This is a genomic window from Bradyrhizobium sp. RDM12, from assembly GCF_051917485.1.
Taxonomy (GTDB): domain Bacteria; phylum Pseudomonadota; class Alphaproteobacteria; order Rhizobiales; family Xanthobacteraceae; genus Bradyrhizobium.
The window spans coordinates 5,409,217-5,435,752 of record NZ_CM133064.1 but is presented as its reverse complement, the minus strand read 5'-3'; the positions used below and the strand labels follow the sequence as shown (position 1 = coordinate 5,435,752).

The 26,536-nt window shown below is 62.3% G+C and carries 22 protein-coding genes and 5 pseudogenes; 12 read left to right on the top strand and 15 right to left on the bottom strand.

The features are described 5' to 3' along the window. Positions 1 to 4 precede the first annotated feature (4 nt). Positions 5 to 925 (top strand): DMT family transporter, encoded by a 921-nt coding sequence (locus ACTGJ9_RS26655; protein ID WP_456673513.1) that lies wholly within the window; start codon positions 5 to 7, stop codon positions 923 to 925. 40 nt (positions 926 to 965) lie between these two features. Here the strand turns inward: ACTGJ9_RS26655 and ACTGJ9_RS26650 are convergent, their stop codons facing one another. Beyond that, positions 966 to 1,226, bottom strand: coding sequence for a hypothetical protein (locus ACTGJ9_RS26650; RefSeq protein ID WP_456678630.1), 261 nt, complete (start codon positions 1,224 to 1,226; stop codon positions 966 to 968). Positions 1,227 to 1,438: 212 nt separating this feature from the next. Between ACTGJ9_RS26650 and ACTGJ9_RS26645 the strand changes: the two genes are divergently transcribed. Continuing rightward, complete coding sequence (locus tag ACTGJ9_RS26645; RefSeq protein ID WP_456673512.1) at positions 1,439 to 1,837, top strand: VOC family protein; 399 nt, start codon at positions 1,439 to 1,441, stop codon at positions 1,835 to 1,837. A 125-nt stretch (positions 1,838 to 1,962) separates the two neighbouring features. Here the strand turns inward: ACTGJ9_RS26645 and ACTGJ9_RS26640 are convergent, their stop codons facing one another. After that, positions 1,963 to 2,472 (bottom strand): PhzF family phenazine biosynthesis protein, encoded by a 510-nt coding sequence (locus ACTGJ9_RS26640; protein WP_456673511.1) that lies wholly within the window; start codon positions 2,470 to 2,472, stop codon positions 1,963 to 1,965. Positions 2,473 to 2,644: 172 nt separating this feature from the next. Between ACTGJ9_RS26640 and ACTGJ9_RS26635 the strand changes: the two genes are divergently transcribed. The 3 genes and pseudogenes from ACTGJ9_RS26635 to ACTGJ9_RS26625 all read left to right on the top strand — a co-directional run bounded on the left by ACTGJ9_RS26635 (position 2,645) and on the right by ACTGJ9_RS26625 (position 5,286). Continuing rightward, positions 2,645 to 3,316, top strand: coding sequence for a hypothetical protein (locus tag ACTGJ9_RS26635; RefSeq protein ID WP_456673510.1), 672 nt, complete (start codon positions 2,645 to 2,647; stop codon positions 3,314 to 3,316). 193 nt (positions 3,317 to 3,509) lie between these two features. Beyond that, positions 3,510 to 3,762: pseudogene (locus tag ACTGJ9_RS26630) on the top strand (class I SAM-dependent methyltransferase); the annotation flags it as partial. A 513-nt stretch (positions 3,763 to 4,275) separates the two neighbouring features. Further along, a complete protein-coding gene (locus ACTGJ9_RS26625) occupies positions 4,276 to 5,286 on the top strand; it encodes an acyl-CoA desaturase (RefSeq protein ID WP_456673509.1) in 1,011 nt (336 codons plus the stop codon). A 59-nt stretch (positions 5,287 to 5,345) separates the two neighbouring features. On the opposite strand, the gene ACTGJ9_RS26620 is transcribed toward ACTGJ9_RS26625, so the two are convergent. Continuing rightward, positions 5,346 to 6,944, bottom strand: a complete 1,599-nt coding sequence (locus ACTGJ9_RS26620; protein ID WP_456673270.1) for an IS1182 family transposase — start codon at positions 6,942 to 6,944, stop codon at positions 5,346 to 5,348. 132 nt (positions 6,945 to 7,076) lie between these two features. Then, positions 7,077 to 7,781, bottom strand: a complete 705-nt coding sequence (locus ACTGJ9_RS26615; RefSeq protein WP_456673508.1) for a transglycosylase SLT domain-containing protein — start codon at positions 7,779 to 7,781, stop codon at positions 7,077 to 7,079. A 226-nt stretch (positions 7,782 to 8,007) separates the two neighbouring features. Here ACTGJ9_RS26615 and ACTGJ9_RS26610 point away from each other — a divergent pair, with 226 nt between their 5' ends. Further along, entirely contained in the window at positions 8,008 to 8,673 is a 666-nt protein-coding gene (locus ACTGJ9_RS26610; RefSeq protein ID WP_456673507.1) for a cell envelope biogenesis protein TolA, read from the top strand. Positions 8,674 to 8,737: 64 nt separating this feature from the next. Here the strand turns inward: ACTGJ9_RS26610 and ACTGJ9_RS26605 are convergent, their stop codons facing one another. From ACTGJ9_RS26605 to ACTGJ9_RS26595, 3 genes are all read right to left on the bottom strand, one after another. Continuing rightward, positions 8,738 to 9,454 (bottom strand): hypothetical protein, encoded by a 717-nt coding sequence (locus ACTGJ9_RS26605; RefSeq protein ID WP_456673506.1) that lies wholly within the window; start codon positions 9,452 to 9,454, stop codon positions 8,738 to 8,740. Then, positions 9,436 to 9,783, bottom strand: coding sequence for a hypothetical protein (locus tag ACTGJ9_RS26600; RefSeq protein ID WP_456673505.1), 348 nt, complete (start codon positions 9,781 to 9,783; stop codon positions 9,436 to 9,438). The genes ACTGJ9_RS26605 and ACTGJ9_RS26600 overlap by 19 nt, the downstream gene beginning before the upstream one ends. Positions 9,784 to 10,043: 260 nt before the next feature. Then, entirely contained in the window at positions 10,044 to 10,559 is a 516-nt protein-coding gene (locus tag ACTGJ9_RS26595) for a chromosome partitioning protein ParB (protein WP_456673504.1), read from the bottom strand. A gap of 384 nt (positions 10,560 to 10,943) precedes the next feature. On the opposite strand from ACTGJ9_RS26595, the gene ACTGJ9_RS26590 reads away from it, so the two are divergent. Further along, positions 10,944 to 11,264, top strand: a complete 321-nt coding sequence (locus ACTGJ9_RS26590; protein ID WP_456673503.1) for a hypothetical protein — start codon at positions 10,944 to 10,946, stop codon at positions 11,262 to 11,264. Positions 11,265 to 11,499: 235 nt separating this feature from the next. Here the strand turns inward: ACTGJ9_RS26590 and ACTGJ9_RS26585 are convergent, their stop codons facing one another. From ACTGJ9_RS26585 to ACTGJ9_RS26575, 3 genes are all read right to left on the bottom strand, one after another. After that, positions 11,500 to 11,793, bottom strand: a complete 294-nt coding sequence (locus tag ACTGJ9_RS26585) for a hypothetical protein (RefSeq protein ID WP_456673502.1) — start codon at positions 11,791 to 11,793, stop codon at positions 11,500 to 11,502. A gap of 283 nt (positions 11,794 to 12,076) precedes the next feature. Further along, a complete protein-coding gene (locus tag ACTGJ9_RS26580; protein WP_456678629.1) occupies positions 12,077 to 12,502 on the bottom strand; it encodes an ImmA/IrrE family metallo-endopeptidase in 426 nt (141 codons plus the stop codon). A 419-nt stretch (positions 12,503 to 12,921) separates the two neighbouring features. Then, entirely contained in the window at positions 12,922 to 14,163 is a 1,242-nt protein-coding gene (locus ACTGJ9_RS26575) for an HNH endonuclease (protein ID WP_456673501.1), read from the bottom strand. Positions 14,164 to 14,275: 112 nt separating this feature from the next. Between ACTGJ9_RS26575 and ACTGJ9_RS26570 the strand changes: the two are divergent. Beyond that, positions 14,276 to 14,347 (top strand): annotated as a pseudogene (locus ACTGJ9_RS26570) (hypothetical protein); the annotation flags it as partial. Between the two features lie 68 nt (positions 14,348 to 14,415). Beyond that, on the top strand, positions 14,416 to 14,577 hold the full coding sequence (locus ACTGJ9_RS26565) for a hypothetical protein (protein ID WP_456678775.1): 162 nt from the start codon (positions 14,416 to 14,418) through the stop codon (positions 14,575 to 14,577). A 204-nt stretch (positions 14,578 to 14,781) separates the two neighbouring features. Here ACTGJ9_RS26565 and ACTGJ9_RS26560 read toward each other — a convergent pair. After that, a pseudogene (locus ACTGJ9_RS26560) lies at positions 14,782 to 15,300 on the bottom strand (ATP-binding protein); the annotation flags it as partial. A gap of 311 nt (positions 15,301 to 15,611) precedes the next feature. Here ACTGJ9_RS26560 and ACTGJ9_RS26555 point away from each other — a divergent pair. After that, the gene (locus ACTGJ9_RS26555; protein WP_456673500.1) at positions 15,612 to 17,861 is read left to right on the top strand and encodes a recombinase family protein; all 2,250 of its coding nucleotides are present in this window, start codon (positions 15,612 to 15,614) and stop codon (positions 17,859 to 17,861) included. 34 nt (positions 17,862 to 17,895) lie between these two features. Here the strand turns inward: ACTGJ9_RS26555 and ACTGJ9_RS26550 are convergent. Together ACTGJ9_RS26550 and istA are read right to left on the bottom strand one after the other, a co-directional pair. After that, positions 17,896 to 18,216 (bottom strand): annotated as a pseudogene (locus ACTGJ9_RS26550) (ATP-binding protein); the annotation flags it as partial. Then, positions 18,194 to 19,715: pseudogene (gene istA / locus ACTGJ9_RS26545) on the bottom strand (IS21 family transposase). The pseudogenes ACTGJ9_RS26550 and istA, both read right to left, overlap by 23 nt. 99 nt (positions 19,716 to 19,814) lie before the next feature. Here istA and ACTGJ9_RS26540 point away from each other — a divergent pair. Next, complete coding sequence (locus ACTGJ9_RS26540) at positions 19,815 to 22,373, top strand: anti-phage-associated DUF1156 domain-containing protein (RefSeq protein ID WP_456673499.1); 2,559 nt, start codon at positions 19,815 to 19,817, stop codon at positions 22,371 to 22,373. Between the two features lie 3 nt (positions 22,374 to 22,376). Continuing rightward, positions 22,377 to 25,139: a helicase-related protein gene (locus tag ACTGJ9_RS26535; RefSeq protein ID WP_456673498.1), complete on the top strand. Its 2,763-nt coding sequence runs from the start codon at positions 22,377 to 22,379 to the stop codon at positions 25,137 to 25,139. 15 nt (positions 25,140 to 25,154) lie between these two features. Here the strand turns inward: ACTGJ9_RS26535 and ACTGJ9_RS26530 are convergent, their stop codons facing one another. Further along, complete coding sequence (locus tag ACTGJ9_RS26530) at positions 25,155 to 25,679, bottom strand: Mov34/MPN/PAD-1 family protein (protein WP_456673497.1); 525 nt, start codon at positions 25,677 to 25,679, stop codon at positions 25,155 to 25,157. Further along, on the bottom strand, positions 25,679 to 26,536 hold the full coding sequence (locus ACTGJ9_RS26525; protein WP_456673496.1) for a HesA/MoeB/ThiF family protein: 858 nt from the start codon (positions 26,534 to 26,536) through the stop codon (positions 25,679 to 25,681). Before ACTGJ9_RS26525 ends, ACTGJ9_RS26530 begins: the two co-directional genes overlap by 1 nt.

Sequence of the window (26,536 nt, the reverse complement as noted above, 5' to 3'; positions counted from 1 at the left end):
CCGCATGGATCAGCGGACGAGCGGCGCTGACGCTCTCACCCAAACGAAGGATGCGACGCAGGCGCTTGTCGGCGTCCTTTCGGGGCTGTCAGCCGCGCTGTTCTGGGCGCTCGGCTTTGCCGGCACGCGGCACGGCCTGAAGGTCGGTTTCACGCCGGTCGATCTCCTGGTGCATCGCTACGTCTGGTCGGGCATCGCCTTCCTGCCGCTGGTGCTGCGCGCCGGCATCTCCGATCTCTGCGGCATCGGCTGGGCGAGGGGCCTTGCGCTGATGGTGCTCGGCGGCCCCGTGATGTCGCTGATCTCCTACACCGGATTCCTGTTCGTGCCGCTCGGCCATGGCAGCGTGATCCAGCCCTCCTGCGCAACGCTCGGCGGCCTGTTGCTTGCCGCTCTGTTCCTGAAAGAGCGGATATCCGCCTCGCGGCTGGCCGGTGCGATCGTGATCGTCGGCGGGCTCGGCGTGATCGGCGCGGAATCGATCGGCCATATCGGCATTGACGGCGTGCAGGGCGATTTGATCTTCGTGCTGACCGGCTTGATGTTCGCAGGGTTTGGTGCACTGCTGCGCTACTGGCGCGTCGCGGCGGTGTCGGCCGCACTCGTCATCAGCGTGCTGTCGCTGCTGCTGCTGCCGATCTATCTCGCGACCGTGGGTCTTGCTCACGTCGCTGCGATCGGCATCAAAGAGAATGCGATCCAGGCGCTGGCGCAGGGCGTGCTCGCGGGCCCTGCCGCGCTCTATCTGTTTGCAGTCTCGGTGCAGCGCCTCGGCGTGGCCCGCGCGGCGGTGTTCCCGGCCTGTGTGCCGGCGCTGACGCTGCTCACCGGTTGGCTGCTGCTCGGCGAGCCGCCGACGGCGCTGCAGGCCGCCGGCCTCGTCACGGTGCTGTGCGGGTTCTATCTGGCGCAAAGGCAGAGATAGCGCGCGCCGCGATCAGCCGCTCGTCGCCGGCGGGCGGGCTTTAGATCCAATCCTTCACCCTCGGGAAGCAGGCGCGCTTGCGCGAGTTCCAGACGTAGTCCGATCCGCCGCAGGGCGGGCGTGGACGCGTGGTGGCCGGGCATTCGTTCCAGACCCGCGCGCCGGTGCCCCAGCCGTCGACCACGCAGGCGCCTGTCACGGTCGGGTGGCAACCGGGGCCGCACAGGCCGTCGGCGTTGGCGGCGCTGACCGCGCCCAACAGCAGCATAGGTGCAAAAAACAGCAGAACTCGGTGGCTCATCATGCGCTCCTTCGCCGGCCGATATGCGAACCTCCTGATGCGAGACCGACGGCCGTTCCGAGCAAGCCTAGCACCAAATCCCGCGGCCGAGAACGGCGCCGCGAGCGGGGCGACGCCAGTGCTGCGATCCGCCGGTCAGGGACGTCGCGACGAGCGGGCCGCCGAAGTGTTAGTTGAGGCCGAACCGCGAACAGGGAGCCGATGAAGCCGCCATGACGTTCCTGCTCAACATCGACGTCCCCGACGTCGAAGCCGCCACGACTTTCTACACCGCCGCGTTCGGGCTCACCGTCGGCCGCCGCTTCGGGACCGACTTCGTCGAGCTCGTCGGTTGGCCGGCGCCGGTCTATCTCCTGACCAAGCCGGCCGGGTCGTTAGGCGCCGGCAGCGACCGACGCCGCTACGACCGGCACTGGACGCCGCTGCATGTCGACGTCGTCGTCGACGATGTCGATCTGGCCGTCGAGCGCGCGCTTCGCGCCGGAGCGATCCTGGAGGCACCCGCGCGCGATGCGCCCTATGGGCGGATCGCGATGCTGGCCGATCCGTTCGGGCACGGGTTTTGTCTGCTGGCGTTCAGCGCAAAAGGGTATGACGCGTTGCTCCCATAAACAAAAACTGCGGAACAACCCCATGCACAGTAGAAATGCCTACAGAATTTCTCGTTTCGGCGAATCAGAATAACGTTTGACCCGTCAGGCAAAACAGGCGCATGATGGCAAGGTGCCGAGACGCATCAGCCGTCCATGAACCGCGCCGTGCCCGAGACCCGGATCGAGCTGCCCTTGGTCTCGCCGATCTCCGCGCGGATCAGTGAGCGCGCGCCCATGTCTTCGCCCTGGACGATGTCGAGGGCGCCGCCATGCGGCCAGCCGATGTCGCGCAAGTAACCTGCGAATGCGGCGGCGGCCGCGCCCGTCGCGGGGTCCTCGATCACGCCGCCGGCGGCGAAAGCATTGCGCACATGAAACAGCCGCGGCTTCTCCACGTTGACCAGCGCGATGGTGACCAGGCCCGCTTGCGCCATCAGGGCGCGGCCGCGTTCGAACTCATAGGTCATGCGCGCGAGCGCGTCGCGCGATCGCAACGCCAGCAGGGCATGATCGGCGCCGCCGTGAACTTTCGCAGGCCTCAGTGTTGGATCGAGATCGCTGCTGGTGTAGCCGAACAGATCCATCAACGCGTCCCGCAGCGACACATCGAGCGGCGCGCTGCGCGTCGGCGGCGACTGCAGCGGGGCTGCCATGGTGGTGCCGTTGCGCTGGCCCGAAACGGAAATGACGGCCTCGGCTGCCGTCTGAAAATGCTGCGATCCGAAGCACTGGTGTCATGGGATTGATCTCATTTGCCGCAGGATGGGTGCGCTCATGCGAAACCTATCATCTTCGCGAGCCGTAATTATGAGGGGTTGAGCGCTTATGACATCCATCATCGCTGCGTGCCGTGTTGGCAGCTCGGACAAAATGGCGAAGTTGGGGCTGTCAATGACAGATCGCGTTAGGAATGCTGCTTGTCCCCGTAATACACTGAATGTTCTTTGGGGTTCGGGGTGCGTATTGGGAGGATCAATCATGGCAAGTGTTGAGCAATTGCGCAGACGGGAAGGCGTGAACCTGGTTCAGCTCGAAGCAGATATTGCATCGGTTCGCACGGGAAGTTCGATCGCTTCGATTTCTCTGCCTGATTACGTCGAGCACACCGAGGGCGTCACGCGCGTCGGTGCGCTCACTGCAGAGGCGGTCATTCGCGACTATGAGTCCGCTGCAAAAGAGATCGAGGCCATGGGCACGGAGTTGATCGACGCCGCGCAAAAGTGCGAAGCGCTGACAGCCCAAGTCCATGATGCGATTGCCTTCATGCGGGAAACGGCTGCGGGGTATCGTGACGAGGGACGGAAGATCTTCAAGCGCATCGAAGAATGTGCGCTCTTCACCGAAGACGTCCGCAAGACATGCGAAGAGGTCAAGCGCAGAATGAAGGACGTCTCGGTCGGCGAGTCCTCCAACGAGGAGCTTGCGGCGCAAGAGCGCCAGCTGACCGGGATCGCCGCCACGGTGTCGGTGTACGAGATACCGGCCGCGGAGCGGTAATCCGCAGGATGGGTTTACCCCTTTGCGATACCCATCATCTCGGCGAAGCCAAGGTGATGGGCATCGCTTTCGCTCCAAGGGCTCACCAATCCCCATCGCCGTGGGATTGACCATATATCGAGCAGGGACATCTCCTGCGTAGGATGGGTCGCGCGCTAGCGAAAGCCGTCGATAGTCGTTATGGAATGATGAGGCGCTGGCCGGCAACGTCGCCATCAACAATTGCTTCAATGTGCTGGCGGTGCATGCGGCCGTGTCCTCCGAAGCCAGCACGCTGCAAATCCCCCAACCCGAACTATTTCAGGCCATCCAGCTTCGGCAGCCTGGAATTGCGGCCGCGCCCGAGTAACGAATTCATCGGTCAGCCGATCGACTACACTGACAATACCGTCGTCGTGCGCAAGATGACGCTGGACGAGCTCAATTTACCGCGAGTCGATTTCATCACGTGATCGAAATGGGCTTGCCTTGCTTTCCGTCCTTTTGCACTCTTCTCCGGGCAAGGAGACCATCGCATGAAGATCAAGACTGTCGTGTGCGCTCGGAGCGGCCGTGGTGCTGTGCAGCCTCGGGATGTCGGGTGCCGAGGCGAGGGCGCGAAGGGCCGTCGTCGTTCGCGCACCACAAGAGAGGCTCATCGTCACGGCGCCCGTGCTCCGGCCGACGCCGTGGGATTACAATGTCGTTCCGCGCTATCGTTACCGCCCTGAAGACGATCGGGTCGATCCGTATGGCCCGCCGCTGGTGCCGTCATACGTTCGTTATGAGGGGTGGCGGTGGCCGTATTGGTGGTGAAGGCAAGGGGCACGCGGAGTTGTACCGTGCGTAGGTGGGTTAGCCGAAAGCTGAACCCGCCGCTTGATCGTTAACCCCCGCGATATCCACGGCTTGCCCAACATAACTGGCGTCTGTACCCTGCGTTGCAGAAGGGCTGGTTTTCCATCAACGGGCGGGCTGAAATGACTGCAATCGAGGGCGTGCTTCCGGAGCAGGATTCCAACCGGGAGCTGCCGCCAAAAATGCCGCCGGGCGTGCTGGTCGACGGCCCCGTGGTCGACGCCAAATTTCGCGATTCCTACATCTCGTTCGCCATGATGATTTTGGGCTCGATCGCCGCGCTGGTCTGGGCCTTCACGGTCGGCATCGGCCGTGTCGAGATTTCGGTCTTCGCCGACATGTTTATGCTGACCACGATGGGGATCGGCTTCATGCACCGCTACTTCGTGCATCGCAGCTACCGCTGCGGTCCGGTGATGCGGACGATCCTCGCCGCGATCGCCACGATGGCCGTGCAGGGTTCGATCCTGAAATGGGTGAGCAACCACCGGCGGCACCATCTTCACTCCGACAAACCCGGCGACGTCCACAGCCCCTATTATGACGGCTTCGGCAACCGCATTGCCTCCTTCGCCAAGGGGATGGGGCACGCGCAAGGCGGCTGGGTGTGGGACCTCGCCACCACCGATGCCGAATACTACGCCAGGGATATTCTGGCCGACCCGATCGCCATGTTCTTCACGAGGACTCGCTGGTACTGGTACGCGCTGTCGGCGATCATCATTCCCGCCGCGATCGGCTACGCGTTCGGCGGCGTGCACGCGATGATCGGCTGCGTGCTGTTCTCCGGCCTGTTCCGCAGCTACCTCATGACGATGGCCACCTCGCTGGTCAACTCGGTCTGCCATAGCGATGGCCGTTGGGGCTACCGCCGCTACGAGCTCAACGACGGCACCACCAACGAGCTGGTTACCACGATACTCACCTTCGGCGAAGGGCTGCACAACAACCATCACCGCTTTCCGCGCGACGCCTATCTCTCGCACGCCTGGTACGAGATCGACATCAACGGCCTGATCATTCTCGGGCTCGGCAAGCTCGGCCTCGTGCACGACATTTTCTCGGCCGGAAGCCGGCAGCGCGGCTCGGACGGCGGAAAAGGAGCGGTGCCGGATACGGAAGCCATGGTCTGAAGGGCGCCCGTAGCCCGGATTGCGCTGCGAGACTGGGCAAGAATTGTATTGCGCGCTGATTATGTGGCTATGGCGAAGGTCAGGCGCACTTTGCCTTGGGAGAGCGGCATGCTGGCTTGTAGGCGGTTGACGATGGCCGAGACGGCTTTGAGCAGCAAGAACGCCCAATATGGATGGCGGTTGGCCAGATAAGCCATGAAACTGTCGCTGCCGAGGATGTTCAGCACGCGGGAGAAGTTGTAGCAGAGTGCCATCAGGCTCCATTCGCCGCGCACCTTGTCGAAGCCGCGAACGAGGAAGTGGCGATAGCCCGCCCGGCATTTCAGGGTACCGAAGGGATGTTCGGCGAGTTCTGCCCGGCGTCGCATCTGGGCGTCGGCGTCCTGCATCCGCGCACGATGCCGCTCGAGCACCGCCTCATGCTCCCAGCGGTAAACGGTGCGCGTCGGCGTCTTGGCAGAGAGGCAGCGTGAGCGTAGCGCGCAGGCGTCGCAGTCGGATTTGCGGCTGACATACCGGATCTCGATCCGTTTGCCGTTGGTCTTGCGGCCGTCCGTCGGGCTCAGGAGCCTGCCGGCGGGACAGCGATAGACATTGGCTTCGGTGTCATAGGCGAACTCTTCATGGCTGATGCGATCTTGCGCTTCGAGCCGCGCGGTCCGCCTGGCTTGCGGAACGTAGGCCACGATCCCGTTCTCCTCGCAGTCCTTCAGCGTGTGGCCGTTGTAATAACCGGTATCGGCCAGCGCCGTGAGCGTCTCGACGCCAAGCTCCTCCTTCGCGGCTTTGGCTATATCGTAAAGCTGGCCGGTGTCGTTGCCGTCGTTGACGACCTCGCTCGCCACGATCAGCTTGTGCTTGTCGTCGACGGCGATCTGAACGTTGTAGCCCGCCACCACCTGGCCGTTCTTTGCCAGCAAGCGGGCATCCGCATCGGTTCGCGACAACTGCGTCTGACCACTCTCTTCCAGCCGCGCCAAATCCGCCTTCAGGGCTGTGCGCTTGGCCATCAAGGTCGCCACCTTCTGCGCGACGTCCCCGCCGCCTTCGCCCCCGCCACCATCTGGCCCCGCCGGCGGACGTTCCGCCTCCACGCTGTCGTTGGCCTCCAGCGCGGCACCATAGGCTTCAATCTCCTGTTCGATCTCCGCCAGCCGCTTGGCAAGTCGGCGTTGCGTCTTGATGCTCGCCTTGCTGGCGTTGCCATCAAAAAACGCCCCGTCGATCGCCACCACCTCACCACCCAGAAGGTCGAGTTCACGCATCAGCAGCACGAACTCCCGGTTCGCCGCCTTGAGCGCCTTCCAGTTGTCCCGGCGGAAATTGGCAATGGTACGATAGCCGGGCGCCAGGTGCTTCATCAGCCAGATAAGTTCGAGGTTGCGCCCGGCCTCGCGTTCAAGAGCGCGCGAGGAGCGGATTCTGTTGATGTAGCCATAAAGATAGAGCTTCAGCAGGTCGGCGGGATCGTAAGCAGGTTGTCCTGCCCCGCCGCCTGACCCAGCATGGCCGAAGCCAAGCCGTTTAAGGTCCAGCGCTGCGACAAAAGCATCGATGGCGCGAACAGGGTTGTCGCCAGCCACGTAATCTTCCACTCTCGGCGGAAGAAAGCTCGCCTGATCCCGGCTTACCCCGGTCTTGAACATACGATTCGTCATACCGAATCGTACACTCCTCTGCACAAACGGCTAGATTCTTGCCCAGTCTCGAAGCGCAATCCGGGATGTTGCCACAGGACACACCTGTCCCGGATTTCGCTGGCGCTCCATCCGGGCTACGCTCTCCATCAGCTAATTGTCGTCGTCCACCGCAAGGCGCTGAAACTGCCGCTTCATCGCGTTGACCCGGGCGACATAGCTTGCGACGAGGTGATCGCCGCAGCGCTCGGTGGCGACCATCTGAAAGTGCCGCCGCGCATAGGCGGTGGCCGGACCGCCGCCGCAGAGATGGATGAAGGCGGCCAGATCCTGCTTTTGCTGCGCGGTGGCCTTCACATCGCCGGCGCGGGCGAGAACGTCAGCGACCTGGCGATCGAGATACACCGAGGCCAGCTCGATGGCGTGACTCGGGATCGCGCGGGTGTAGAGGAAGGTAGAACCGCAGCCGCTGTTCGTGACCACATTGCCGCGGACACAGAAGCGCGCCGCCTCGCTCAGCGCCGGATCGGTCATCTGGAAGAGACCGACGGCAGAGGAGGCGGGCCGGTAGATCGCGAGCGGATTAAAACTCCATCGCCAGCGCCAATAGGTGCGCGCCACTGGATTGCCTGAACTCTCGACCTGCGCCAGTGCGGCCAGCAATTCGGGCGTGATCGTCGCGGTAGAGAAGGTGCGGAAGAGGGGGCCGTATTGCCGCCAGTTGTCGGCAGGCTCCTTGTCGAGCGAGTTGCCGAGCAAGACGAACAGTTCGGTCGGCTTGCGCACCATTTGATAGAGGATGTTTGTCAGCGCTGCGAGCACCAGCAGCATCGCCACGCCGGCCGCGATCCGAACCATCCGCGGCGCTCGCGCGAACTTTTTCGCATCCACCGGGCGCCTTGCCGGACGCTGCGAAGGCGAGGAAACTGGCGCTTGCTTTTCCTTGGCATGGGGCTCGTGGGAGCGGGTAGGATGGGCCGAGCCGTTGCGGAAGCCGTGATCCGACGGGTTGATGCAGATCGCTTCGGGGCTGCGGAACGATCCGCGGCCCCTCCGCGCCGGGAATAGCAAGCCGCGAGGCGACATGCCAAGGACGCTGAAAAGAAAACTGAAGACCTATCAGACCTCGCTCGGCTTCTACGATCAGGCGGTCGCCGCGCCCTCGATGAAGGCGGCGCTGGACGCCTGGGGCGCCAAATCCAACCTGTTCCATCAGGGCATCGCCAAGGAGACCGACGATCCCGATATCGTCGCGGCGACCATGGCGAGCCCGGGCGTGGTGCTCAGGCGGCCGGTCGGATCGGATGGCCCGTTCACCGAGCACTCCGAATTGCCGACCGATCTCGCCGGCGACGAGGGCAAGACAAAATCGAGGTCCAGGCCAAAGAAGCGACCCGCGCGTGCGGCGAAGTCCTCCCGCAAGGTCGACGATCAGGACGCGCGCAAGGCCGCCGCGGCCTTCGCCCGGGAAGAGCAGCGCCGCGAAGCCGCGCGCCGCAAGGAAGAGGCCGCCCGCGCTCGCGAGCGCGCACGCCGTGACAAGGCGGTCGCGGCCGCCCAGGCGGCGCTGGACAAGGCGAAGCGGGAGCACCAGGCGCGGGTGGACGAGATCGAGGCGGAACGGGCCGCGCTGGACGAACGTGCCGGGGCGGAGGACACGCGTTGGGACAAGCAGCGGATCAAGTTGGAGGAGGCGGTGCGTCGGGCACGGAGTAGGATCGTCGGCCGGATGGATGGGCCGACACGGTAGATCCGCATCTTGTCAGGCGCACGAGCGGCGCCCCGTGGCCCGTCGGCTGATCCGCGCTGGGGGCCTACCAATACGGATCGTCGTAAGGATCCGCCATATAGGGCGGGGGCATCCAGGGGCCTCGCGGCGGCGGCCTGGGCCGCCGGGGTGCGGCCGCTTGCACATGCGGCCGTGCAGGCGCAGCCGTATCGTTGGTCACCACGCTCCGCACGGCGGGTTTCGCGGATGCAGACGTGGATGAAGTCGTCAGTTGCGTTTGCAGCGCCTGGACCTGTGCGGCAAGGCGCGCATTGTCCGCCGCATCCTTCTCCTGCGCCGCCTTGAGCTGTTGAATGGTGTCGGCCTGCTCGCGCAGCGTCTGCTCGTTGCTGCTCTTCAGTTGCTCGAGCTTTCCGTTGATGGTCGCAAGCTCGCCTGTGATGGTCTTGAGCGATTGCGCGAGATCGAGCGATGACGGGGCAGGCGCGGCGGCGGCAGTTGTTGGAACGTCAGGTTTTGAAACGTCAGGCCTTGGAGCATCAGGTCTTGGAGCGCTTTCCGCTTCCTTGGCCGCCGGCGGCGCGGGCACCGGACCAGGCTGATCCGCAGCAGCCAGTTGCAATGCCCGGGGCTGCGCCGGAGTTTTAACCGCCGACGCTTGCCGGGGCTGGCCCGCAGCCGGCGGAGCCCATCGCGCCATGATCGACTTGCTGATCGACCTGGCCTCATCGCGATATTGCGAAGCGAAGGCGGCACCGAGAATGCCGATCGCCAGCACGAGGCCTACCAAAGCGCGCAGCATGGGCCGACCTCCTTCAGGCCTTGATCGCGAGCCTTGCTGTCCGGCGCCGGCGCCTTTTCCTTTGGAGTTTTGTCCTCGGAAGTCTTATCGTCGAGGGTCTCGGCCGCTAGCGCACCAGCGCTTGCTTGGGTGGCCCGCGGACCTTCGCTGCCGCGTTCCATTCCGGAAACCAGCCGGTCCAGCCGCGCAAGGTCCTGCTCTGCGCTCTTGATCTGGTCAAGGGCCCGCGCCAGCCCGCCATCGGCGCGCACCTCGTCCGCCTTGGCGGCGTCAGGCTTCTTGTCATCAGGCTTTTGGGTGTCAGGTTTGGGGTCGTTCGCTTCAGGCACCGATGCGCTCTCCACTCGGTCGGGCGTCACTGGAGTGCGGCAGTCCGATCGCTGGAAGGATAGGCCTCACCACCGTCCAACACAACGCGCGTGCGAAGGAGGAATTATGGCGGGTTCGCGGGCGGATCGAGTTCGTAGGATGGGTTGAGCCCTTGCGAAACCCATCGCGTTGCCGAACGGCTGATGATGGGCATCGCTTCGCTCCACCCATCCTACGGGCTGCGAACAAAATTAGAGCACCGTAGTTCCGGAGGCGGCCATCAATAGCGGCCGCCGTTATGCTTTTGCTGCGTGATCCAGTCCGACAATGTTTTCGGCGTCGATCTCGCGGTCCGGCTCGGTGATGCCTTCTGATTGTCGCGGACGTCTTTCGTCGGACGGGTGCGCGGCGCTTCCGTCGCGTTGACGCTCTTCAAGGCAGCCGCCGATGCCTCCGCGGCTTCCTTCTCGAGGCGCAGCTTTTTCAATCGCGCCATCTTGATGCGCTCCGCCTCGACTTCGGGGCCTTCGGACAGCAGTGGCTTGTGTTGAGCAAGCTCGGCCGGGACCAGGACGCCGAGAATGGTTGTCTCGCCGAGCGCCTTGCAGGCTTCGAGCCGATGCAGTCCCTCAACCAGAACGAGGCGGTCTCCGTCGTGCCGAACGGAAATGGGGTCCTGTTGTCCGATGTCCAGAATGCTTTCCGCGATCTCCCCGACGATCTCGGGCTTGATGGCTTTCTTCTGCTTCGTGGGGACGAAGATCTTCTCGATCGGGAAGCTTTCCGGTTCGGGCATAACTCGACTCGCTTCTACCGGGCCCGTCGGAACCCATGCCGTGAGGTTCGGAGTTTAAGGGGAAGGGCTCGACCGCAAAGGTAATTTCGGGGTGGGTATCGATGAGCATCGAAGCCGGAACCAATCTCGACGACGGTAAAAGGTGAGGCTGTGCACCAAACGCTAGCCGAATCCGCAGATTGGCAGGACGAAGCGGGTAAGTTGAGTGCACTGGCACCGTGATGCTGGTGCCTTTGGCGGCGCGCAGGCGATGATCGGTTGCGTTCTGCAGCTTGGTCCTGCTTCGCCCCATCAGTCGGCCGACCCAGTATGAACATTCGTTCAGGGGAACGGGGGCTAGGCTCATTTCGTTGCATTGGGGGCTATCGAGAGGAGGACGACGACATGAAATCGAAGTTCATCGTGCTCTCTGCTACCATTCTCATGGCAACAGCATCAGCCGTGCATGCCCAGGGCGTATCGAGCAAAACGCCGGGCCACGAGATGCAGCAAATGGGCTCCAAGACGGGTGAGCCGGGCGCTTCCAGCTACGCGCCGGGACACACGAGGCACCATGCGATGCACCACGCCAAGGCCTCGACCAAGACCAGCGCCGGCGCGTCCAATTACGCGCCCGGCCAAACCACCGGCTCGAGCACCAGGTCTCAAACCACGGGCACGAGCACAATGCCAAAGTCGGGCAAGAGCACAACGCCGAAGTACTGACGGGCACAACAGTAACCCGCCATTCGCGAGACCCGATTGGCGGGTTACATCCCCGGCAAATTCCGGCTCTGCCAGATTGGTATCGCGTCCACCTTCACGCGTTGGACCTACGGCGGGCAAGTCGCCGACGTAGCCCGCGGGTTAGTGTTTCGGCGTCAGATGGTTCGAAATTTGGTGTCACCGTAATTCGCAAATCAATAAGCAAGGGGCAGTTTGACTGCCCCTTTCTCTCTTTTCAGGCCGCAGCAAACGACAACCAGCGTTGCCGAATGAAGTCGGACGACTCGGGCGGTATGTTCTTCCAAGCCGCATTGTTGTTCGTTGAGTCAACGATGTAAATGCTGTCATTCGCATCGATTGCGCGCGAGACAATGTCCCTCGCCTGTTCCGCGGTGTAGTTGCTTTTGACGTACCAGAATGAGTAGTGAATCTTCGCCCAAGCACCCAAGCTTTGAACTGCGGCAATCACAGCGTGATAGTTTCTTCCTGGGTCGTGAAGGTCGTACGAAATATGCAAATTATTCGCCATATGCGAACCTCGTTGTAGAAAACGCTAAGGCTCCGCTAGACGCCGGAGGAAAGAATCGCTTAACTGCTCGTGCCACGGAGAGGAAGCTTTGCCTTCTCGACGTCCCCGTAAGTACCTTAGCTGGTCTTCACGGGCCCAATGCCGAGGCTTGCCTCGGCATTGGCGTCTCTGGAACGCGAATCACGGTACTGATTTCAGAATGTAACGCGACGAATTCAGGGGGCGCTCCTGTGTTCGTAGATTCTCAATGTAAGTTTTCGTCCCTTTCCTAACCGAATGCGGTTTAGCTCATCGGCTGAAGTTGATCGTGCTTGCACGATGGGCAGACACCAAAGGTCACTTCCGTGAAGCCACCGCAACCACGGCAGTAGTCCGTTGTTCTATGTTGGGCCAAGACCGCCTTTGCATTGCTGACGGCGGCGAGACGGTCTTCTGCTAGCTCATCGGGGACGTTGCACACCGCTGCGAGCAGATCCTTATCCGGAAAGCGATGCACCGTTCTGGTCGGAACGAGTAGATGACCTGCAAAGGAGTTCGCCTGTTCTTCAGCTGACTCTCCTTCTCCTAAAAAGGAGAGCTGCTCCGATTTGCTGCTGGAGAAGGCTTTTGCAGTGTTGTCATGAAGGAGGATGTGGCCGACTTCATGGGCGAGAACGAAACACGCAAAGGTTTTGCCAAGCTTTGCGGCTTCCCAGATTGCGGAGTCCACGACCAATTTGACCTTTTTTCGAAGGTCACATAAGCCGGTCGCTCCCATTGCCATCGACGCAGGCGATCAAAAAAACCAACCTCCAGCGCCCCTTTCTTCCTGTCACCCTTGATGTGAAAAACATCGTCGATTCCCGACGTCACCAAAACTTCAAGAAGTTTGATGACGTCGAAGGTATAGGGTCGTTCTGGAGGCGCATGTCTCCAACAGGAGTCGGCAGCTGCCGCGATTATATCGTCGTGGAGATACCGAACTTTGTAGTCAGACTGCATCAGGAGTGTCCCTCTTTGCGGCACCGGGCAAAACGTGTCCCTTGACCCTTCAGTAAGTCTCTGAAATCCGCAGGTCGGGACTTGGCGCAGCAGCCGGCAAGCAGAGGACTCCGAGCAACGCGCGTCCCTCCGACTTCCTACGCCATTTCACGCTATCCGACGTCGTCTGGTAGGAGGCGAAACACTAAATCCGGAGGCTCGACGATGAGCGTCGATATGCGCCTCCGAAGGGGCGAACGAAGGGGGACGAAAGACCGGTCTCCCTTGAAAGCCCAGATAATAATCATCCGTAAGGAGCTCGCTTATCTCTATGTTGAGGCCGTCTCTTGAAAGAGAGAGCAATCCAGCGTCGAATAACTCATGAATGTCCGCACGCAGGAGAATCCCGTTGCAAGGGTCATTGATATCCTTGCCGTCGAGTGTTTCCAGGTGGGCCGCCTGCAGTGCTTCCGGGATAGTGCATCCGGTGACCGCGCACGCGCCGTTATAAATGCTAAACAGTTCGCTCCGAAATCTGACCTGCTCTGGTCTGTGCTTCGCGATGCGTTCGAGCCTATCAATCTCTCGACGTCTTTCGACGTCATCAGCCGTCACCAGATCGACGGCAGGAGCCGGCTCGAGATGCACGAATTTCTTGCCAGGATCGGCCCACCGCACTTCTGCGATAGTCATCGATCCCGCACTTTCGCCTAAGAAGAATCGCACCGTGCCAGGGTAAATGTCGAGCCGGGCGGCTTCCTGATTGTCGGTTATTACATCAACGTAGTCCTCACCAAAATTCAGCGTAGCCCTTGCAATATACCTCTGCCCGTAATGTTGGCATCGATAGAGAACTGACCCAGATTTCTTGCTCGCAAACAAGCTCACGGGATAGAAATCGACCCAGCCCTCTGCTGTAGGATTCCGGTATGCCACGCTAAAAAGCTCGGCAGCGCGCCTTTTGACTTCCGCGCCGGCAGCCAACCTCTCAAGCTCGGCAATTATATCGCGGTCACGGATTGCATTCAGACCGAAGCTGAAGGACCGCTGCTCCTTCAGCAGTTCCTGAAACCACGTGAAGTTAGTGGTATCGGCTTCGACGGGAATAGAGGTTGAGTAATGGACTTTAGAGGATTCGAGCTGTCGTTGGCTGCGCGTGGCCACAGCACGCTTCACCAGCCGATATCGCCTAGGATAGCCTTCTCCTTCGAAGCACCACAACACGTCGCCTGGCCGGGGCAACTGCGGCTTGTTTGTCCCCCAATAGCCGCCCCGTCCGCGCTGCAGCCGGCCTCCTTGACCTGCGATATTGTGGTACGCGGCAAAGTGCTGGATTTTCTCACTCATCGGATAGGGCTCACCTCGGGGACGACGTACTGCTGCGTCGAAAGCATCACGGATAATCTGCATGGATTCAATGTTTCGATTCCGTGTCAAGTCCAAGGATTGCCTTTTCGATTGAGCTCTCGTCGCACAATGCAAGAGGCCGCTCAAACGGCTGGAGCAGGCCGGCAAGCCAAACTTGGCCAAGGACGTCAGGTGGGTCTCCGACCTCGACGGGGACGGCTACGGCTATGACGTGAGGTCGTTCGACGACGACAGCGAGGAGCCCCGTCTGCTCGAGATCAAGACCACCTGCGGCAACGAGCGACCCCGTTCTGGATGCCCAAGCGCGAGTGCGACGTCGCCGAGGAGCAGGGCGGCATCTACCGGGTTCGGCGCGTCTTCCACTTCCGCAACCAGGTGAAGATGTTCGACATCGCGCCGCCGCTGGGATCCGCACTGCGGCTGGCGCCGGCGACGTTCATGGCGACGCCGAGATGAGATAGCGGCATCGATCCAGGGCTTCGAATCCGTGCCGGCTCCGCCGCCGCTGTCATTATTTCGTGCGCGAGAGAGATTTGACGGAGCGCCTCTTGTTGCGCGCGTTTGGACTAGCAACACGCGAGGTTGGCGGCCGAGCATCCACTGCCGAGCGCAGCCAGCGCCCGCTTGGAGGGGATGTCAATCGGCGTTCGACTGGGACCCCTATCGGCATCCAAAGGGACCCCTTGAGCGGCGTGCTCTGCTGGTAGCGCTCGGGTCGTCGGAGCTGGTCGGGGTTGCGGAGACGGCGCGAGCGCGGGTTGTTTGAACATCGTCGCGGCTTTTGAATCGCCAGCTGTCGTTGCCGGTCTCGACGATGTCGCAGTGATGGGTCAATCGGTCGAGTAGCGCGGTGGTCATTTTGGCATCGCCGAACACGCTCGGCCATTCGCCGAACGCAAGATTGGTGGTGACAATGATCGAGGTGCGCTCGTAGAGCCGGCTGATGAGATGGAACAGGAGCTGACCGCCGGATTGCGCGAACGGCAGATAGCCCAGCTCGTCGAGAACGATGAAGTCCATGCGGGTCAGATGCTCGGCGAGCCGTCCCTGCCGACCGTTGCGGGTCTCGGTCTCGAGCCGGTTGACGAGGTCGACGACGTTATAGAAGCGGCCACGGGCGCCGGATCGGATGCAGCTTCGCGCGATAGCGATGGCCAGATGGGTCTTGCCGGTGCCCGTCGAGACAGCGTCACAATGCCGGGTGTCTGGCGTTCGAGGTTTTGATCCTCTATCCGTTCCATCCTCGGGCCGGGCAGATGGTGCAGGTCGAGCACCGCAAGCGCTTCGCCGGCGAGGACCATTTGGTCGTGGTGCAGCCCGACGGGACACTCGCCCTAATCCCGGCCTGGATGAGCGAGGATATTGCTCGCTCTGCAACGCTCACAGCAAGCCCTCGGTTGGCTGTCGAAGGCTCGTCGAGCTGCGGGCGCGAATCGATGTGCTTATCGCCTCTCGAGGCGGGGCGCGGCCCCTGCGTGAAGGAGGGGATCATGCAACCAAGACGCTACTTGCAACGAAGCCTGTTCGAGGAGGATCGCCAGACGCCCGCGATTCCGGCGTCGCAGAGAAGCACTCTCGTCCGCCTGATCGAGAGGCTGCTGGTCGAGGCCCTCGCCGACGGCGCCAATATCGAGACGGGCACGCCAACCGCAGAGACGAGGAGGCCGCTCATGAGCAAGGTCACGCCTGAGCACCTCGCCCGTCAGGCCGTCGTCTACATCCGTCAGTCGACGCCTGATCAGGTCGCCCACAACCTGGAAAGTAAGCGCCGTCAGTACAATTTGCCGGAGCGCGCGCGACAGCTGGGCTGGAGCGATGTTGCCGTCATTGATGACGATCTCGGTCGCTCCGGTGGTGGCGTCGCGAGGCCCGGCTTCGAGAAGCTGCTGGCCGCCATCTGTGAGGTGCGCGTCGGAGTCGTGGTCTCGATCGAAGCGTCGCGGCTCGCACGCAACGGTCGCGACTGGCACACCCTGCTCGAGTTCTGCGGTCTCGTCGGCACACTGATCGCCGACGAGGACGGCGTCTACGATCCGCGACAGCCCAACGATCGCCTACTGCTCGGCATGAAGGGTACCATGAGCGAGATGGAGTTGTCGGTACTGCGCCAGCGTTCGCTCGAAGCGCTGAAGCAGAAGGCGCGCCGGGGCGAGCTGTTCATGACGGTCGCCGTCGGCTACGTGCGGGTCGGCCACAACCGTATCGAGAAGGACCCGGATCGGCGCGTCGGCGAGGCGATTGCGCTCGTCTTTGCCAAGTTCACCGAGATGCAGTCGGTGCGTCAGGTGCACCTCTGGTTCAGACACGAGCGCGTTCCGCTGCCGGCCGTCACCTATGGCGCCGAAGGCCGCCTGGTCGAGTGGAAGCTGCCGGTCTACAACACGATCCTGCACATTCTGACCAACCCAATCTATGCGGGCGCGTATGCATTCGGGCGCACTGGCAGCCGCATCAGCATCGAGGCCGGCCGCAAGAAGGTGGTTCGCGGCTTCAAGAGGGAGCGCAAGGATTGGGAGGTGTTGATTCCGAACCATCATGAGGGTTATCTGAGCTGGGCGGACCATGAGAGGAACCTCGGCCTGATTGCGGATAACGCCAACGGCAAGAACCCGATGAGCCGCGGTGCCCTGCGCCGAGGTGAGGCTCTGCTCGCCGGCCTGCTGCGCTGTGGCCATTGTGGGCGCAAACTTCACGTCGCCTACTCCGGCAAGGACGGCAACACCGGTCGCTACCATTGTCGGGGCGGCGCCAACAATCATGGCGGTGACCCTTGCATCTCGTTCGGCGGCATGCGGATCGATCGTGACGTGGCCGCCGAGGTGGTCGAGCGCCTGCAGCCGCTCGGTATCGAGGCGGCACTCGCCGCGCAGGCTGCGCGCAGCCGTGCGAACGAAGACAAACGCGGCCAAGTCGAACTGGCGCTGGAGCAGGCTCGCTATGAGGTCGGGCGGGCGCGCCGCCAATACGATGCCGTCGATCCCGCCAATCGTCTCGTCGCCGCCGAGCTGGAAAAGCGATGGAATGACCGGCTGGCGGTCGCGCGCAATCTGGAGACCGAGCTGGACGCACTGACGGCTTCGCCCGCTGTTGATCTCACACCTGCCGACCGGGAGCGGCTGATGACGCTAGGCGCCGACCTGGAGCGTGCTTGGTCGAGTGCCAGCGTGGCCCCCGAGACGCGCAAGCGGATCGTGCGAACGCTGATCGACGAGATCGTCGTCCGCGTCGAGGACACCACGCTCGATCTGGTGATCCGCTGGCACGGCGGTGACCACTCCGCTCTCAAGGTCAAGAAGAATCGCTCCGGCCAGCACCGCTGGAGCGCAGCGGGAGAGACAGTCGATCTCGTGCGCGTGCTGGCGCGGCAGATGCCGGACAAAGCGATCGCGTCGGTGCTAAACCGCTCCGGCAAGACCACGGGGCGCGGCAATGGCTGGACCAAGTCGCGAGTGTGCAGCTTGCGCAGCCACAACGACGTCGCAGCCTATCGTGAAGGCGAGCGCCACGACCGCGGCGAGGTCACTCTGGACGAGGCGGCCGCGGCCCTCTCCGTCAGCCCATCAACCGTGCGACGTCTGATCAAGGACGACCAGCTCGCGGCGGGCCAGCTTTGCAAAGGGGCACCTTGGATCATCAAAGCAGCCGATCTTGAGCGTGCTGACGTCAAACGAGCCGCCACCGCGCGGCGCCTCGAGACGTCCGCCGTCCGGCACTCCGCTACAAAAGAACTGGAACTCTAACGAGATAGAAAGGTGAGCATTATGAAGCGGGCTCGGTTCCGCCGACCAGGACGACGTTGCGTTGCTGGGCGATGAAGCCGCCGCCAGCGAGATCATTGACGAGAGTCTGATTGATCGGCGTCCCGTCGAACTGGAAGTCGGCGATGTCCTTGGCAAGCGGCAGCTTGGCGATGGTGAGCTGGTACTTGATCGAGCGGGCCTGCTTCTCGTTGATCTCGGCGTTGAGCAGGTCGCCGACAATGCGCTGGGGTTCGTGCTGGCGCTTGACCGCAGTTGCCATGATCTCATCGAAGGCGGCCTTCATGCCGTAGAGCTTGAGCTCGCCCATGAGGTCAAAGATTTGGGTTCGTTCCATCAGATGGTCCTCCGGAGGTTGTCGTAGCGGGCACAATCGGCGATCGGTGCATGGCGCAGCGTCAGTGCGGCCGGCGTCATGATGTTGGCCGGTGGGGCGGGTTCACGTTGACGGGCCAGGATATTGAGCACGACATCGGCGGAATGGACGCTGTGACTGAGCGCTTCGGCACAGGCCGCTTCCACCGCGGACAGACCGTCAGTCAGCACCGCGTTGAGGATGTCGACCATCTGCCGATTGCCATCGTCGGTGCTGGCCAGCTTGCGCCGGACCCGCTCGATCGCGGCCGGCAGCACCCAGTCTTTGAAGGGAGCACCGTTGCGCAAGGCGCCGGGTTTGCGAGCGAGCACCGGCACATAATGCCAGGGGTCGTAGACGGTATCGCCGCGGCCAAAGGATCGCGGATGCTCGGCAACGATCCGGCCGTCCTGACGGATCACGATGCGATCGGCATAGGCTTGAACCTCGACCGGTCGTCCGACTGCGCTGGCTGCGACCGAGTACTTGTTGTTGTCGAAGCGCACCAGGCAGGTCTTCGAGACAGATGCTGTCACTGCATGGAAGCCGTCGAAACGGCCGGCATAGGGAACGAGTTTGGGGCGTTCGGCTTCGAACACGTCCCAGATCGTCTGATCGGCCAGCTCCGGATGACGATGAGCCTTGGCGTAGGCGATGCATTTGTCGAGCAGCCAGGCGTTTAACTCGTCGAGGTTTTTGAACCGCAGCCGCGGCGTGAAGAAGCGTTCCCGGACCAGCCCGACCTGGTTCTCGACCTGCCCCTTCTCCCACCCCGACGCTGGCGTACAGGCGACCGGATCGACCAGATAGTGGCTGCACATCTGCAGGAAGCGGCGATTGTAGAGACGGCCTTTACCGACGAAGATCGTCTCTACGGCGGTCTTCATGTTGTCGTAGATGCCGCGGGTGCAGGTGCCTTTGAACAGGGCGAACGCCCGGTCGTGGGCGTCGAACACCATCTCCTGCGTCTCCCGCGGATAGGCCCGCACGAACAGCATGCGGCTGTGACAGAGCCGGACATGAGCAGCCTTCACCATCACCGTGGTGCCGCTCAGCAGGACGACCTCGTGGCTCCAGTCGAACTGGTAGGCTTCACCTGGTGCAAAGCTGAGCGGCACATAGGCCGACGCTGTCGAGCTGCCGCGTTCCTTGCTCCACCGTCGTGCGTATCGACGAACCGCATCATAGCCGCCGGCGTAACCCAGGCCGCGAAGCTCTTCGAATAGCCGGATCAGCGTCAGCCGTTCCCGCGCCGCCTTGCTCTCATTCCCTGCCAGCAACCGGTCAAGCTCGGCACTCCAGGCACCCATCTTCGGGAGCGGCTGCGTCTCGCGCTCATACCGGAACTCCGTCGCTTGAGAACGAATGACCTTGCGAACCACCTTCCGCGATACGCCAAGTTCTCGGCAGATCGCCTTGATCGGACGACCATCAACAAAGTAGGCGCGACGGATCTTACCAATCGTCTCCACCACCAGCATCCCAACCTCGGCTTCCATGACTCGATGGAAGCCACTGTGGACCCTTATCCCGGGGTCCCGATTGGATGCCGATCACCCCGAAAACGGGGTCCTTATTCCATGCCGAAACACATTTCCGGGTTGCCGTTCAGCCAACGCCTCGCGCTGAGTCTTCGCCCCGACGAATGCGAGGAAGATCTCCACGGGGGCATCTGGGAGGAGGTCAACGCCCATCTCGGGACCACCTCCAACAGCCTGCCGGAGTTGGTCCAGCAGCTCGGGGTCATGCGTTTCGGTCATTCGCCGCGCGTCGCCGATTTGTTTGCGGGCGGCGGGTCCATTCCTTTCGAAGCCGCGCGGATCGGCTGCGATGCGGTCGCGACCGATCTCAATCCGATCGCTTGCATGTTGAACTGGGGAGCGTTCAACATCATCGGCGGAGGCGAGGCCGCACGTCTCTTGTTGGCCGACGCCCAGCAGAAAGTCGTCGAGGCTATCGAAGCTAAGCTTGACGAGCTCGGGGTCGAAACTGACGCGAGCGGTCGCCGGGCGAAGGCGTACCTTTATTGCGTCGAAGTGACCTGCCCGAAGACTAAGTATCGCGTGCCGCTGGCGCCGTCTTGGGTTATTTCGAAGAACCTGCGGACCATCGCGAAGTTGGTGCCGCGGCCTGAAAAGAAGACATACGACATCGAGATCGTCACCGGCGCCACCGACAAGCAGCTCGAAGCCGCCGAGAAGGCCGGAACGCTGATCGACGAGCGGGTCGTTCACCCCGCTAACCCCGATCGGGAAGGGGTCGCGCTTTCCGTTATCCGAGGCGACCGCAAGGGGGACGCCGGCGAGAACGTGAACCTTCTGCGCAAGTGGAATCGCGAGGACGTTGTTCCGCGCAAGGACGACGTCTTCGGAGAACGACTCTACTGCATTCAGTGGATGCGCGATGGCGCGACCGAGGCCGAAGGTGACGACGACCTGGACGCGGCTTCAACCTTCTACGCTGCCCCCACGAAGCGAGACCTGGCGTCGGAAGCCAAGGTGACCCGAATCGTGCAGGAGTCGCTGGCCGATTGGCAGAAGCGCGGGCTTGTGCCCGACCAAGTCATCGCCCCCGGCGAGAAGACGGACGAACCGATCCGCACGCGCGGATGGACGCACTGGCATCACCTGTTCCTGCCGCGGCATTTGCTTTTCGGAGCGCTCGCTCTCGAGGAGATTGCAGCGATCAAGGATCCTTTCGTCAAGGGCTCTCTCTTGATCGGCTTTTGTCGCACTCTCAACTACATGTCCAGATTGACCCAATGGTTGACGCGCAAGAAGCCGGAGAACGCCGCCGGCGGCTTCTCGGACGTCGTAAACCACGTCTTCTATAACCAGGCCCTAAATACGTTCTATAATTTCGGTTGCAGGGCTTCGGTGGGCCTCCTGCCCAGCATGAAGAAGGCGTTTCCGTCGATTGGTCTTCCAGGGACCGGGCGGGTATCGACCCGCGAAGCGAGCGCGATCGATACCGAAAGTGACATCTACGTCACCGATCCGCCTTACGCGGACGCGGTGAACTACCATGAAATCACGGAGTTCTTCATCGCCTGGGCGAGGAAGCTTGGCCGGAAAGTCTTCCCAGATTTTATCTGGGACTCGCGCCGCGAACTCGCGATCAAAGGGGTCGACGAGAAGTTCAGAACCGACATGGTCGGCGCCTACAAGGCGATGGCGGCGCACATGCCCGACAACGGGATCCAGGTGGTCATGTTCACCCACCAGGATGCTGGGGTATGGGCGGATCTCGCCGCGATCATGTGGGCCGCCGGCCTCCGCGTCACGGCCGCCTGGAACGTGATCACGGAGACCGAGAGCTCCACTAAGAAGGGTAATTACGTCCAAGGCACGATTCTTCTGGTGGTGAGAAAGCGACTGGAAAAGCACAATGGCCGCCGGATGGACATCGAGGGTGAGATCGAAGACGAGGTGAAGGCCCAGCTTCGGTCGCTCAATGCCATCGATGAAGAATGGCGTGCCGAACGTCTCTATACCGACGGCGACCTCCAACTGGCCGCCTACGCCGCGGCGCTGCGGGTCATCACCTCCTATGAGACGATCGACAAGCAGGATGTCGGATCGGATGTGTTCCGGAAGCTCGCCAAGGGCGAGAAGACCGTCATCAGGGATCTCATCGAGTACGCCGCCTCGGTGGCGAACAACATGTTGGTGCCGGAAGGTTTCCAGCCTTCGCTTTGGCGAGACCTGGACTCGGCGTCTCGTTTCTACGTCCGGATGCTCGACATGGAGCACAAGGGCATCAGCAAGTTCGCAGATTTCGAGAACTTCGCGAAGACGTTCGCGCTATCGTCCTATCAGCAATTGATGGGAGCTACCCAAGCAAACAAAGCTTCTCTCGCCGGCGCCGGCCGACTTGAGGGCAAGCACATGGAGCCCGGAGGGTTCGGAGAAACCCCTCTGCGCCGGGTTCTTTTCGCCGTGTTCAAGACGATGCAGAAGGACGACCCCAAGATCGGCCTTTCCTTCCTGAAGACCGAGTTTGGCCAAGACTATTGGACGGCGCGGCTCACCCTCGCCGACATGGCCAGCTATCTCTCGGCCAAGACCGTTCGGACCCGGCCAGACGAGAGCGCGGCAGCCAATCTGGTCGCAGAAGCTCTTCGCGTCGACAGGCTCTGACCGATGGCGGTGCAGCGATTCTCTTCCCGTCGCACGCCGCTACATGAGGTCCTTTCGGAGCGCCTCAAGCGGGCGAAGCGGTACGACCGCATCGCCGGTTATTTCAGGTCCTCCCTCCTTGACGTGGTCGGCGAGGAACTGGCCGCGCTCGATGAGATCAGGGTCGTCTGCAACGGCGAACTTGACCCGGCCGACGTGGCAGCGGCGAAGGTGGCCAAGGCCGCCAAGGAAGGCAACGACGCCGTCGCCAAGACCTTGGTCTCGCTGTGGCAGGGCACCGAGGACTCTGTCGATGCTCATCTGAAGCGAGATCGTTACGAAAAGCTCCACGATCTTTTGGCTTCCGGACGGCTGAAGGTCCGGATCCTGCCGCGGGGTGGGTCGGTTTTCGTGCATGGGAAGGCCGGCGTCGTCTACTTCGCCGACGGCACCACGACCGCCTTCGTCGGCAGCATGAACGACAGCGTGTCGGGGCTCCGGGACTCCTACGAAATTCTCTGGGAGGACGAGGATCCGGAAGCGACCGAATGGGTTCGAGACGAGTTCGAGTATTTCTGGAACCACCCTAATGCAATCGATCTTCCCGATGCCGTGATCAAACATGTCGGGGCGATCGCGAAGCGTTCCGAATATCGTTCCATCGAGGAGGCCCGCGAGGCCGAGACCGGTCTGGTGCCGCCGGCCGCCATCTTGGCCGACCGACCGGTCTACAAAGGCGGCCAGATACTCCGCGCTTGGCAGAAGCGGTTCGTACAGACCTGCGTCGACGATTGGAAGATCTACGGTAAGGCCCGCTTCATCATCGCAGACGACGTGGGGCTCGGCAAAACGCTGTCCATGGCTGCGGCGGCCATCGTCCTCTCCATCTTGTCGAGCAAGCCTGTCCTGATCTTGGCGCCGGCGACGCTGACCTGGCAGTGGCAGGACGAGATCATGGACATGCTCGGCGTCCCGTCCGCCGTATGGTCGTCCAGCGACAAACAATGGATTGATCCGAAGGGATTCCCGCTGACGATCAAGGGCGATCGCGATCAAGTGGACCGCTGTCCAATGCGCATCGGCATCGTCTCGACTGGTCTGATCATCAACGGCGACGAGGAAGGTGAGCGCGGAATACTGTCCAAAAAATCGTTCGGCGTGCTGATCCTGGACGAAGGACATAAGGCCAGAGCCAATCGTCGAGGCGAAAGCCTGGATGCGGAGAGCTACAATGCCCTCATGACTTTCATGCGCCACATGGCGGCTGCAGCGGACAATGTCATCGTCGGCACCGCCACTCCCATTCAACTTCAGGCAGTCGAGCTGTGGGATCTGGTCAGCATGATCGCGCAGGGCGCGGCCCATGTGCTTGGTCTCAGCCCTTCCCCTTGGGCTAAGCCGGAATCCATTGAGTACCTCACTGGGCGCCGGCCATGGCCGACCGAGCCCGACGCCCAATGGGAGCTTCTGAAAAATCCGCTGCCACCTGCGGGGAAGGGGGGCGTATTCCGCGAGATCCGGACTGCCCGTCGGCTGGCGCCCGGCGAGGTCAGGGGACCGCGCTTTGAGGTGTTGCCGCCCAGCCTGCGGAGCACAATTGGTCGCAGCTTCCAGAGCCTGGTCGAACGCGCCAATCCGATATTTCGTCGGGTCGTCCGGCGCTCGCGCCGGATGCTGGAACAGCGCGGGTTGCTCAAGGCGATCGCCGTCGAGGTCCATCCGTCCCACAAGGACGAGCTTCCCAGCGAGCTTTTCTCCGGGCAGGGGCTCTCGATGGGCTTTGCCTTCGAGCAGGCCTATACGAAGGCGTTGGAGTTTTGTGAGCTCTACGCCAGCGCGCGGCCGCGGGCCGGTTTCATGAAGACGATTTTGTTGAGGCGCATCGGGTCGTCCGTGCAGGCGGGCTTGAACACCGCGGCCGCGCTTCTGCGATCGAGCGAACCGTCTTCCTTGGATGGCGACACCACCGACGACCTCTTCAAGGAGGACCGCGCCAAGATCCCCCTGACGTCGGCGGAAAGGGCGCTTCTGGAGGAAGTTCAGAGAAATCTTGAGATCGTCAAGCACGGGGCGGAGCAGGACCCCAAGCTGTCCGTAATCCTACACTACCTCCGGAACATGCGTTGGTTGGAGACGCATGGTTCCATCATCTTCAGTCAGTATTTCGACACGGCAGAATGGGTGGCGACCTCCTTAGCAGCCGAGTTCCCGAAGGAGCCGATCGGCCTCTATGCCGGCCACGGCAACTCGTTCGTCTACCAGGCGGGGCAGCGCATCTACGCGGAGCGCGAGCTCATCAAGGAGAAGGTCAAGAACGACGATATTCGGCTGCTGGTCGCCACCGACGCCGCTTGCGAGGGGCTCAATCTGCAGCGGCTCGGGAGCCAGATGAACGTCGACATGCCATGGAATCCGTCCCGCCTCGAGCAGCGAAAGGGGCGCATCCAGCGCATCGGCCAGTTGCGGGACGTCATCCATGTCGTGAACATGCGCTACGCCGGCACGGTCGAGGACGACGTGTATTCCGTTCTGTCGGAACGGTTGGGCGATATCTTCGCCGTGCTGGGCCAATTGCCCGATTCATTCGAAGACGCCTGGGTGGAGGCCGTTCTCAAGGACCGTGAAGCCGTCCGCTATTTCCCGCAACGGGTCGAGACGATCAGCTCTCCGATGGAGAAGCGCTACTGGAACGACGTGGCCGACGACGCCGGCCTCGACTGGGAGTTCACGGAAAAGGTGCTCTCGGCTCACGACATCGAAGCGCACATGCGTCAGGGATGGCGGTAGCAAAAAAGTGGTCATTCACCTCAGTCGTGCAGGACAGACGAGGGGCGCGCCAGCGGGCGGATAAGGGCCGGCATCTTTTGACGCAGCCAACCGGTGAACTGCTTCGCCGTCACACACGGACACGAACAGGCCGTCGCGGATCGAAACTCGACCGACGATGATCATGACAAACCCCCCGAGACCATGATTGGAGCGTCGCACGCACTCGGCCGTGTTCCTGATGTCGACCTGCGACGGCGACGCGCGGTGTTCGGGGTGGGTATGCCAGCAGCCAACAAAATGCAGGTCACGTCGGAATCTCTCCTCGATTTCCAGTCGCTCGGCCTGGATATCGGGCGAATAGGAGTATCGGCCCCTCCGGTCGCCCCGGCGGGGGCCCGTAGCCTCGACGACGTCGATGAGCGGAAGATCGAAGCGTGCGAACAGGAGTCCACCGGCTTCCCGGTGCCATGGTCGTGTTTGGCGGTTACGGTCGAAATGTCGGATCACGGAAGCATCCAGCCGCAGCGACTGCCCGGAAGCACCGATCTCGAACTCCATCACGCTGCGCGGACCGCTGCTTCGAGAGGCTGCCCCCATTTGCGCTTCACGACCGTGTTGCCCTCAAGCGCATGCGGAGCAATCTGCTGAATTGCAGGGCTCCAACGCCCGCCTGCAGCCGCGAGCTGCTCACCGTCTCCAAGCCAGATGCGGTGAGTACCGCGGGCATCGCCGATCCCACCAAGGAGGCAATCCAACGCCGCTTTTCCAATGAGAGTGATCACGGAGCCGAGCTCTACGGGGCCATACGGCGTGAACGCAGCGCCGCAAGCCGGCTCATACATGCGGGGTTCCTGGTCCCATTCCGCCGCCATCAAATAGGGTTCACCAGCCGAATTCACCCCGTCGCGGAGACGGCCCGTCGTGGCCGAAGACACGATAACGGCATGTCCGGCGACCGCGTGCGGCTCGGTCCAGCCGTAGACGACCGGGAACTTCATGCCACCAACGACGTGCCATTCGTCGAGCATCGACTCGCTGGGCCAATCACCCAAAGCCGAAACTATCAGGTCGACGCCGCCGAGCAGCCCGTCGTTCTCCAGCAGCAGCCGCTGCACAGCTGCAAAATGCGCCTCAACTTGCATGTGAGGAAGGTCGGTCCGGATGCGTTGCGCGAGTTCGACGGCCTTGCGCCCATTGATTGATCTGACGCCGAGCGGGTGCCGACCAATGTTTGCCGCCTCGATCTTCTGCTGATCGACCAGGATCAGCTTTCCGACGCCGGCGTGGGCCAGATTGACGGCGACGGGAGCTCCGACGGAGCCGCAGCCCAAGACGGCAACCGTCGCGTTCCGCAGCTTGGCGAAACGCTCGTCATGGTCGCGTCCGTGGATCCAGGATCCGTCGGCGCGTTCCAC

Excerpts from the sequence above, each read along its gene's own strand:
- ACTGJ9_RS26655 (WP_456673513.1), top strand. The coding sequence starts at position 5 with ATGGATCAGCGGACGAGCGGCGCTGACGCTCTCACCCAAACGAAGGAT.
- ACTGJ9_RS26650 (WP_456678630.1), bottom strand. The coding sequence starts at position 1,226 with ATGAGCCACCGAGTTCTGCTGTTTTTTGCACCTATGCTGCTGTTGGGC.
- ACTGJ9_RS26645 (WP_456673512.1), top strand. The coding sequence starts at position 1,439 with ATGACGTTCCTGCTCAACATCGACGTCCCCGACGTCGAAGCCGCCACG.
- ACTGJ9_RS26640 (WP_456673511.1), bottom strand. The coding sequence starts at position 2,472 with ATGGCAGCCCCGCTGCAGTCGCCGCCGACGCGCAGCGCGCCGCTCGAT.
- ACTGJ9_RS26635 (WP_456673510.1), top strand. The coding sequence starts at position 2,645 with ATGACATCCATCATCGCTGCGTGCCGTGTTGGCAGCTCGGACAAAATG.
- ACTGJ9_RS26625 (WP_456673509.1), top strand. The coding sequence starts at position 4,276 with ATGACTGCAATCGAGGGCGTGCTTCCGGAGCAGGATTCCAACCGGGAG.
- ACTGJ9_RS26620 (WP_456673270.1), bottom strand. The coding sequence starts at position 6,944 with ATGACGAATCGTATGTTCAAGACCGGGGTAAGCCGGGATCAGGCGAGC.
- ACTGJ9_RS26615 (WP_456673508.1), bottom strand. The coding sequence starts at position 7,781 with ATGGTTCGGATCGCGGCCGGCGTGGCGATGCTGCTGGTGCTCGCAGCG.
- ACTGJ9_RS26610 (WP_456673507.1), top strand. The coding sequence starts at position 8,008 with ATGCCAAGGACGCTGAAAAGAAAACTGAAGACCTATCAGACCTCGCTC.
- ACTGJ9_RS26605 (WP_456673506.1), bottom strand. The coding sequence starts at position 9,454 with ATGCTGCGCGCTTTGGTAGGCCTCGTGCTGGCGATCGGCATTCTCGGT.
- ACTGJ9_RS26595 (WP_456673504.1), bottom strand. The coding sequence starts at position 10,559 with ATGCCCGAACCGGAAAGCTTCCCGATCGAGAAGATCTTCGTCCCCACG.
- ACTGJ9_RS26590 (WP_456673503.1), top strand. The coding sequence starts at position 10,944 with ATGAAATCGAAGTTCATCGTGCTCTCTGCTACCATTCTCATGGCAACA.
- ACTGJ9_RS26585 (WP_456673502.1), bottom strand. The coding sequence starts at position 11,793 with ATGGCGAATAATTTGCATATTTCGTACGACCTTCACGACCCAGGAAGA.
- ACTGJ9_RS26575 (WP_456673501.1), bottom strand. The coding sequence starts at position 14,163 with ATGCAGATTATCCGTGATGCTTTCGACGCAGCAGTACGTCGTCCCCGA.
- ACTGJ9_RS26565 (WP_456678775.1), top strand. The coding sequence starts at position 14,416 with ATGCCCAAGCGCGAGTGCGACGTCGCCGAGGAGCAGGGCGGCATCTAC.
- ACTGJ9_RS26555 (WP_456673500.1), top strand. The coding sequence starts at position 15,612 with ATGCAACCAAGACGCTACTTGCAACGAAGCCTGTTCGAGGAGGATCGC.
- ACTGJ9_RS26540 (WP_456673499.1), top strand. The coding sequence starts at position 19,815 with ATGCCGAAACACATTTCCGGGTTGCCGTTCAGCCAACGCCTCGCGCTG.
- ACTGJ9_RS26535 (WP_456673498.1), top strand. The coding sequence starts at position 22,377 with ATGGCGGTGCAGCGATTCTCTTCCCGTCGCACGCCGCTACATGAGGTC.
- ACTGJ9_RS26530 (WP_456673497.1), bottom strand. The coding sequence starts at position 25,679 with ATGGAGTTCGAGATCGGTGCTTCCGGGCAGTCGCTGCGGCTGGATGCT.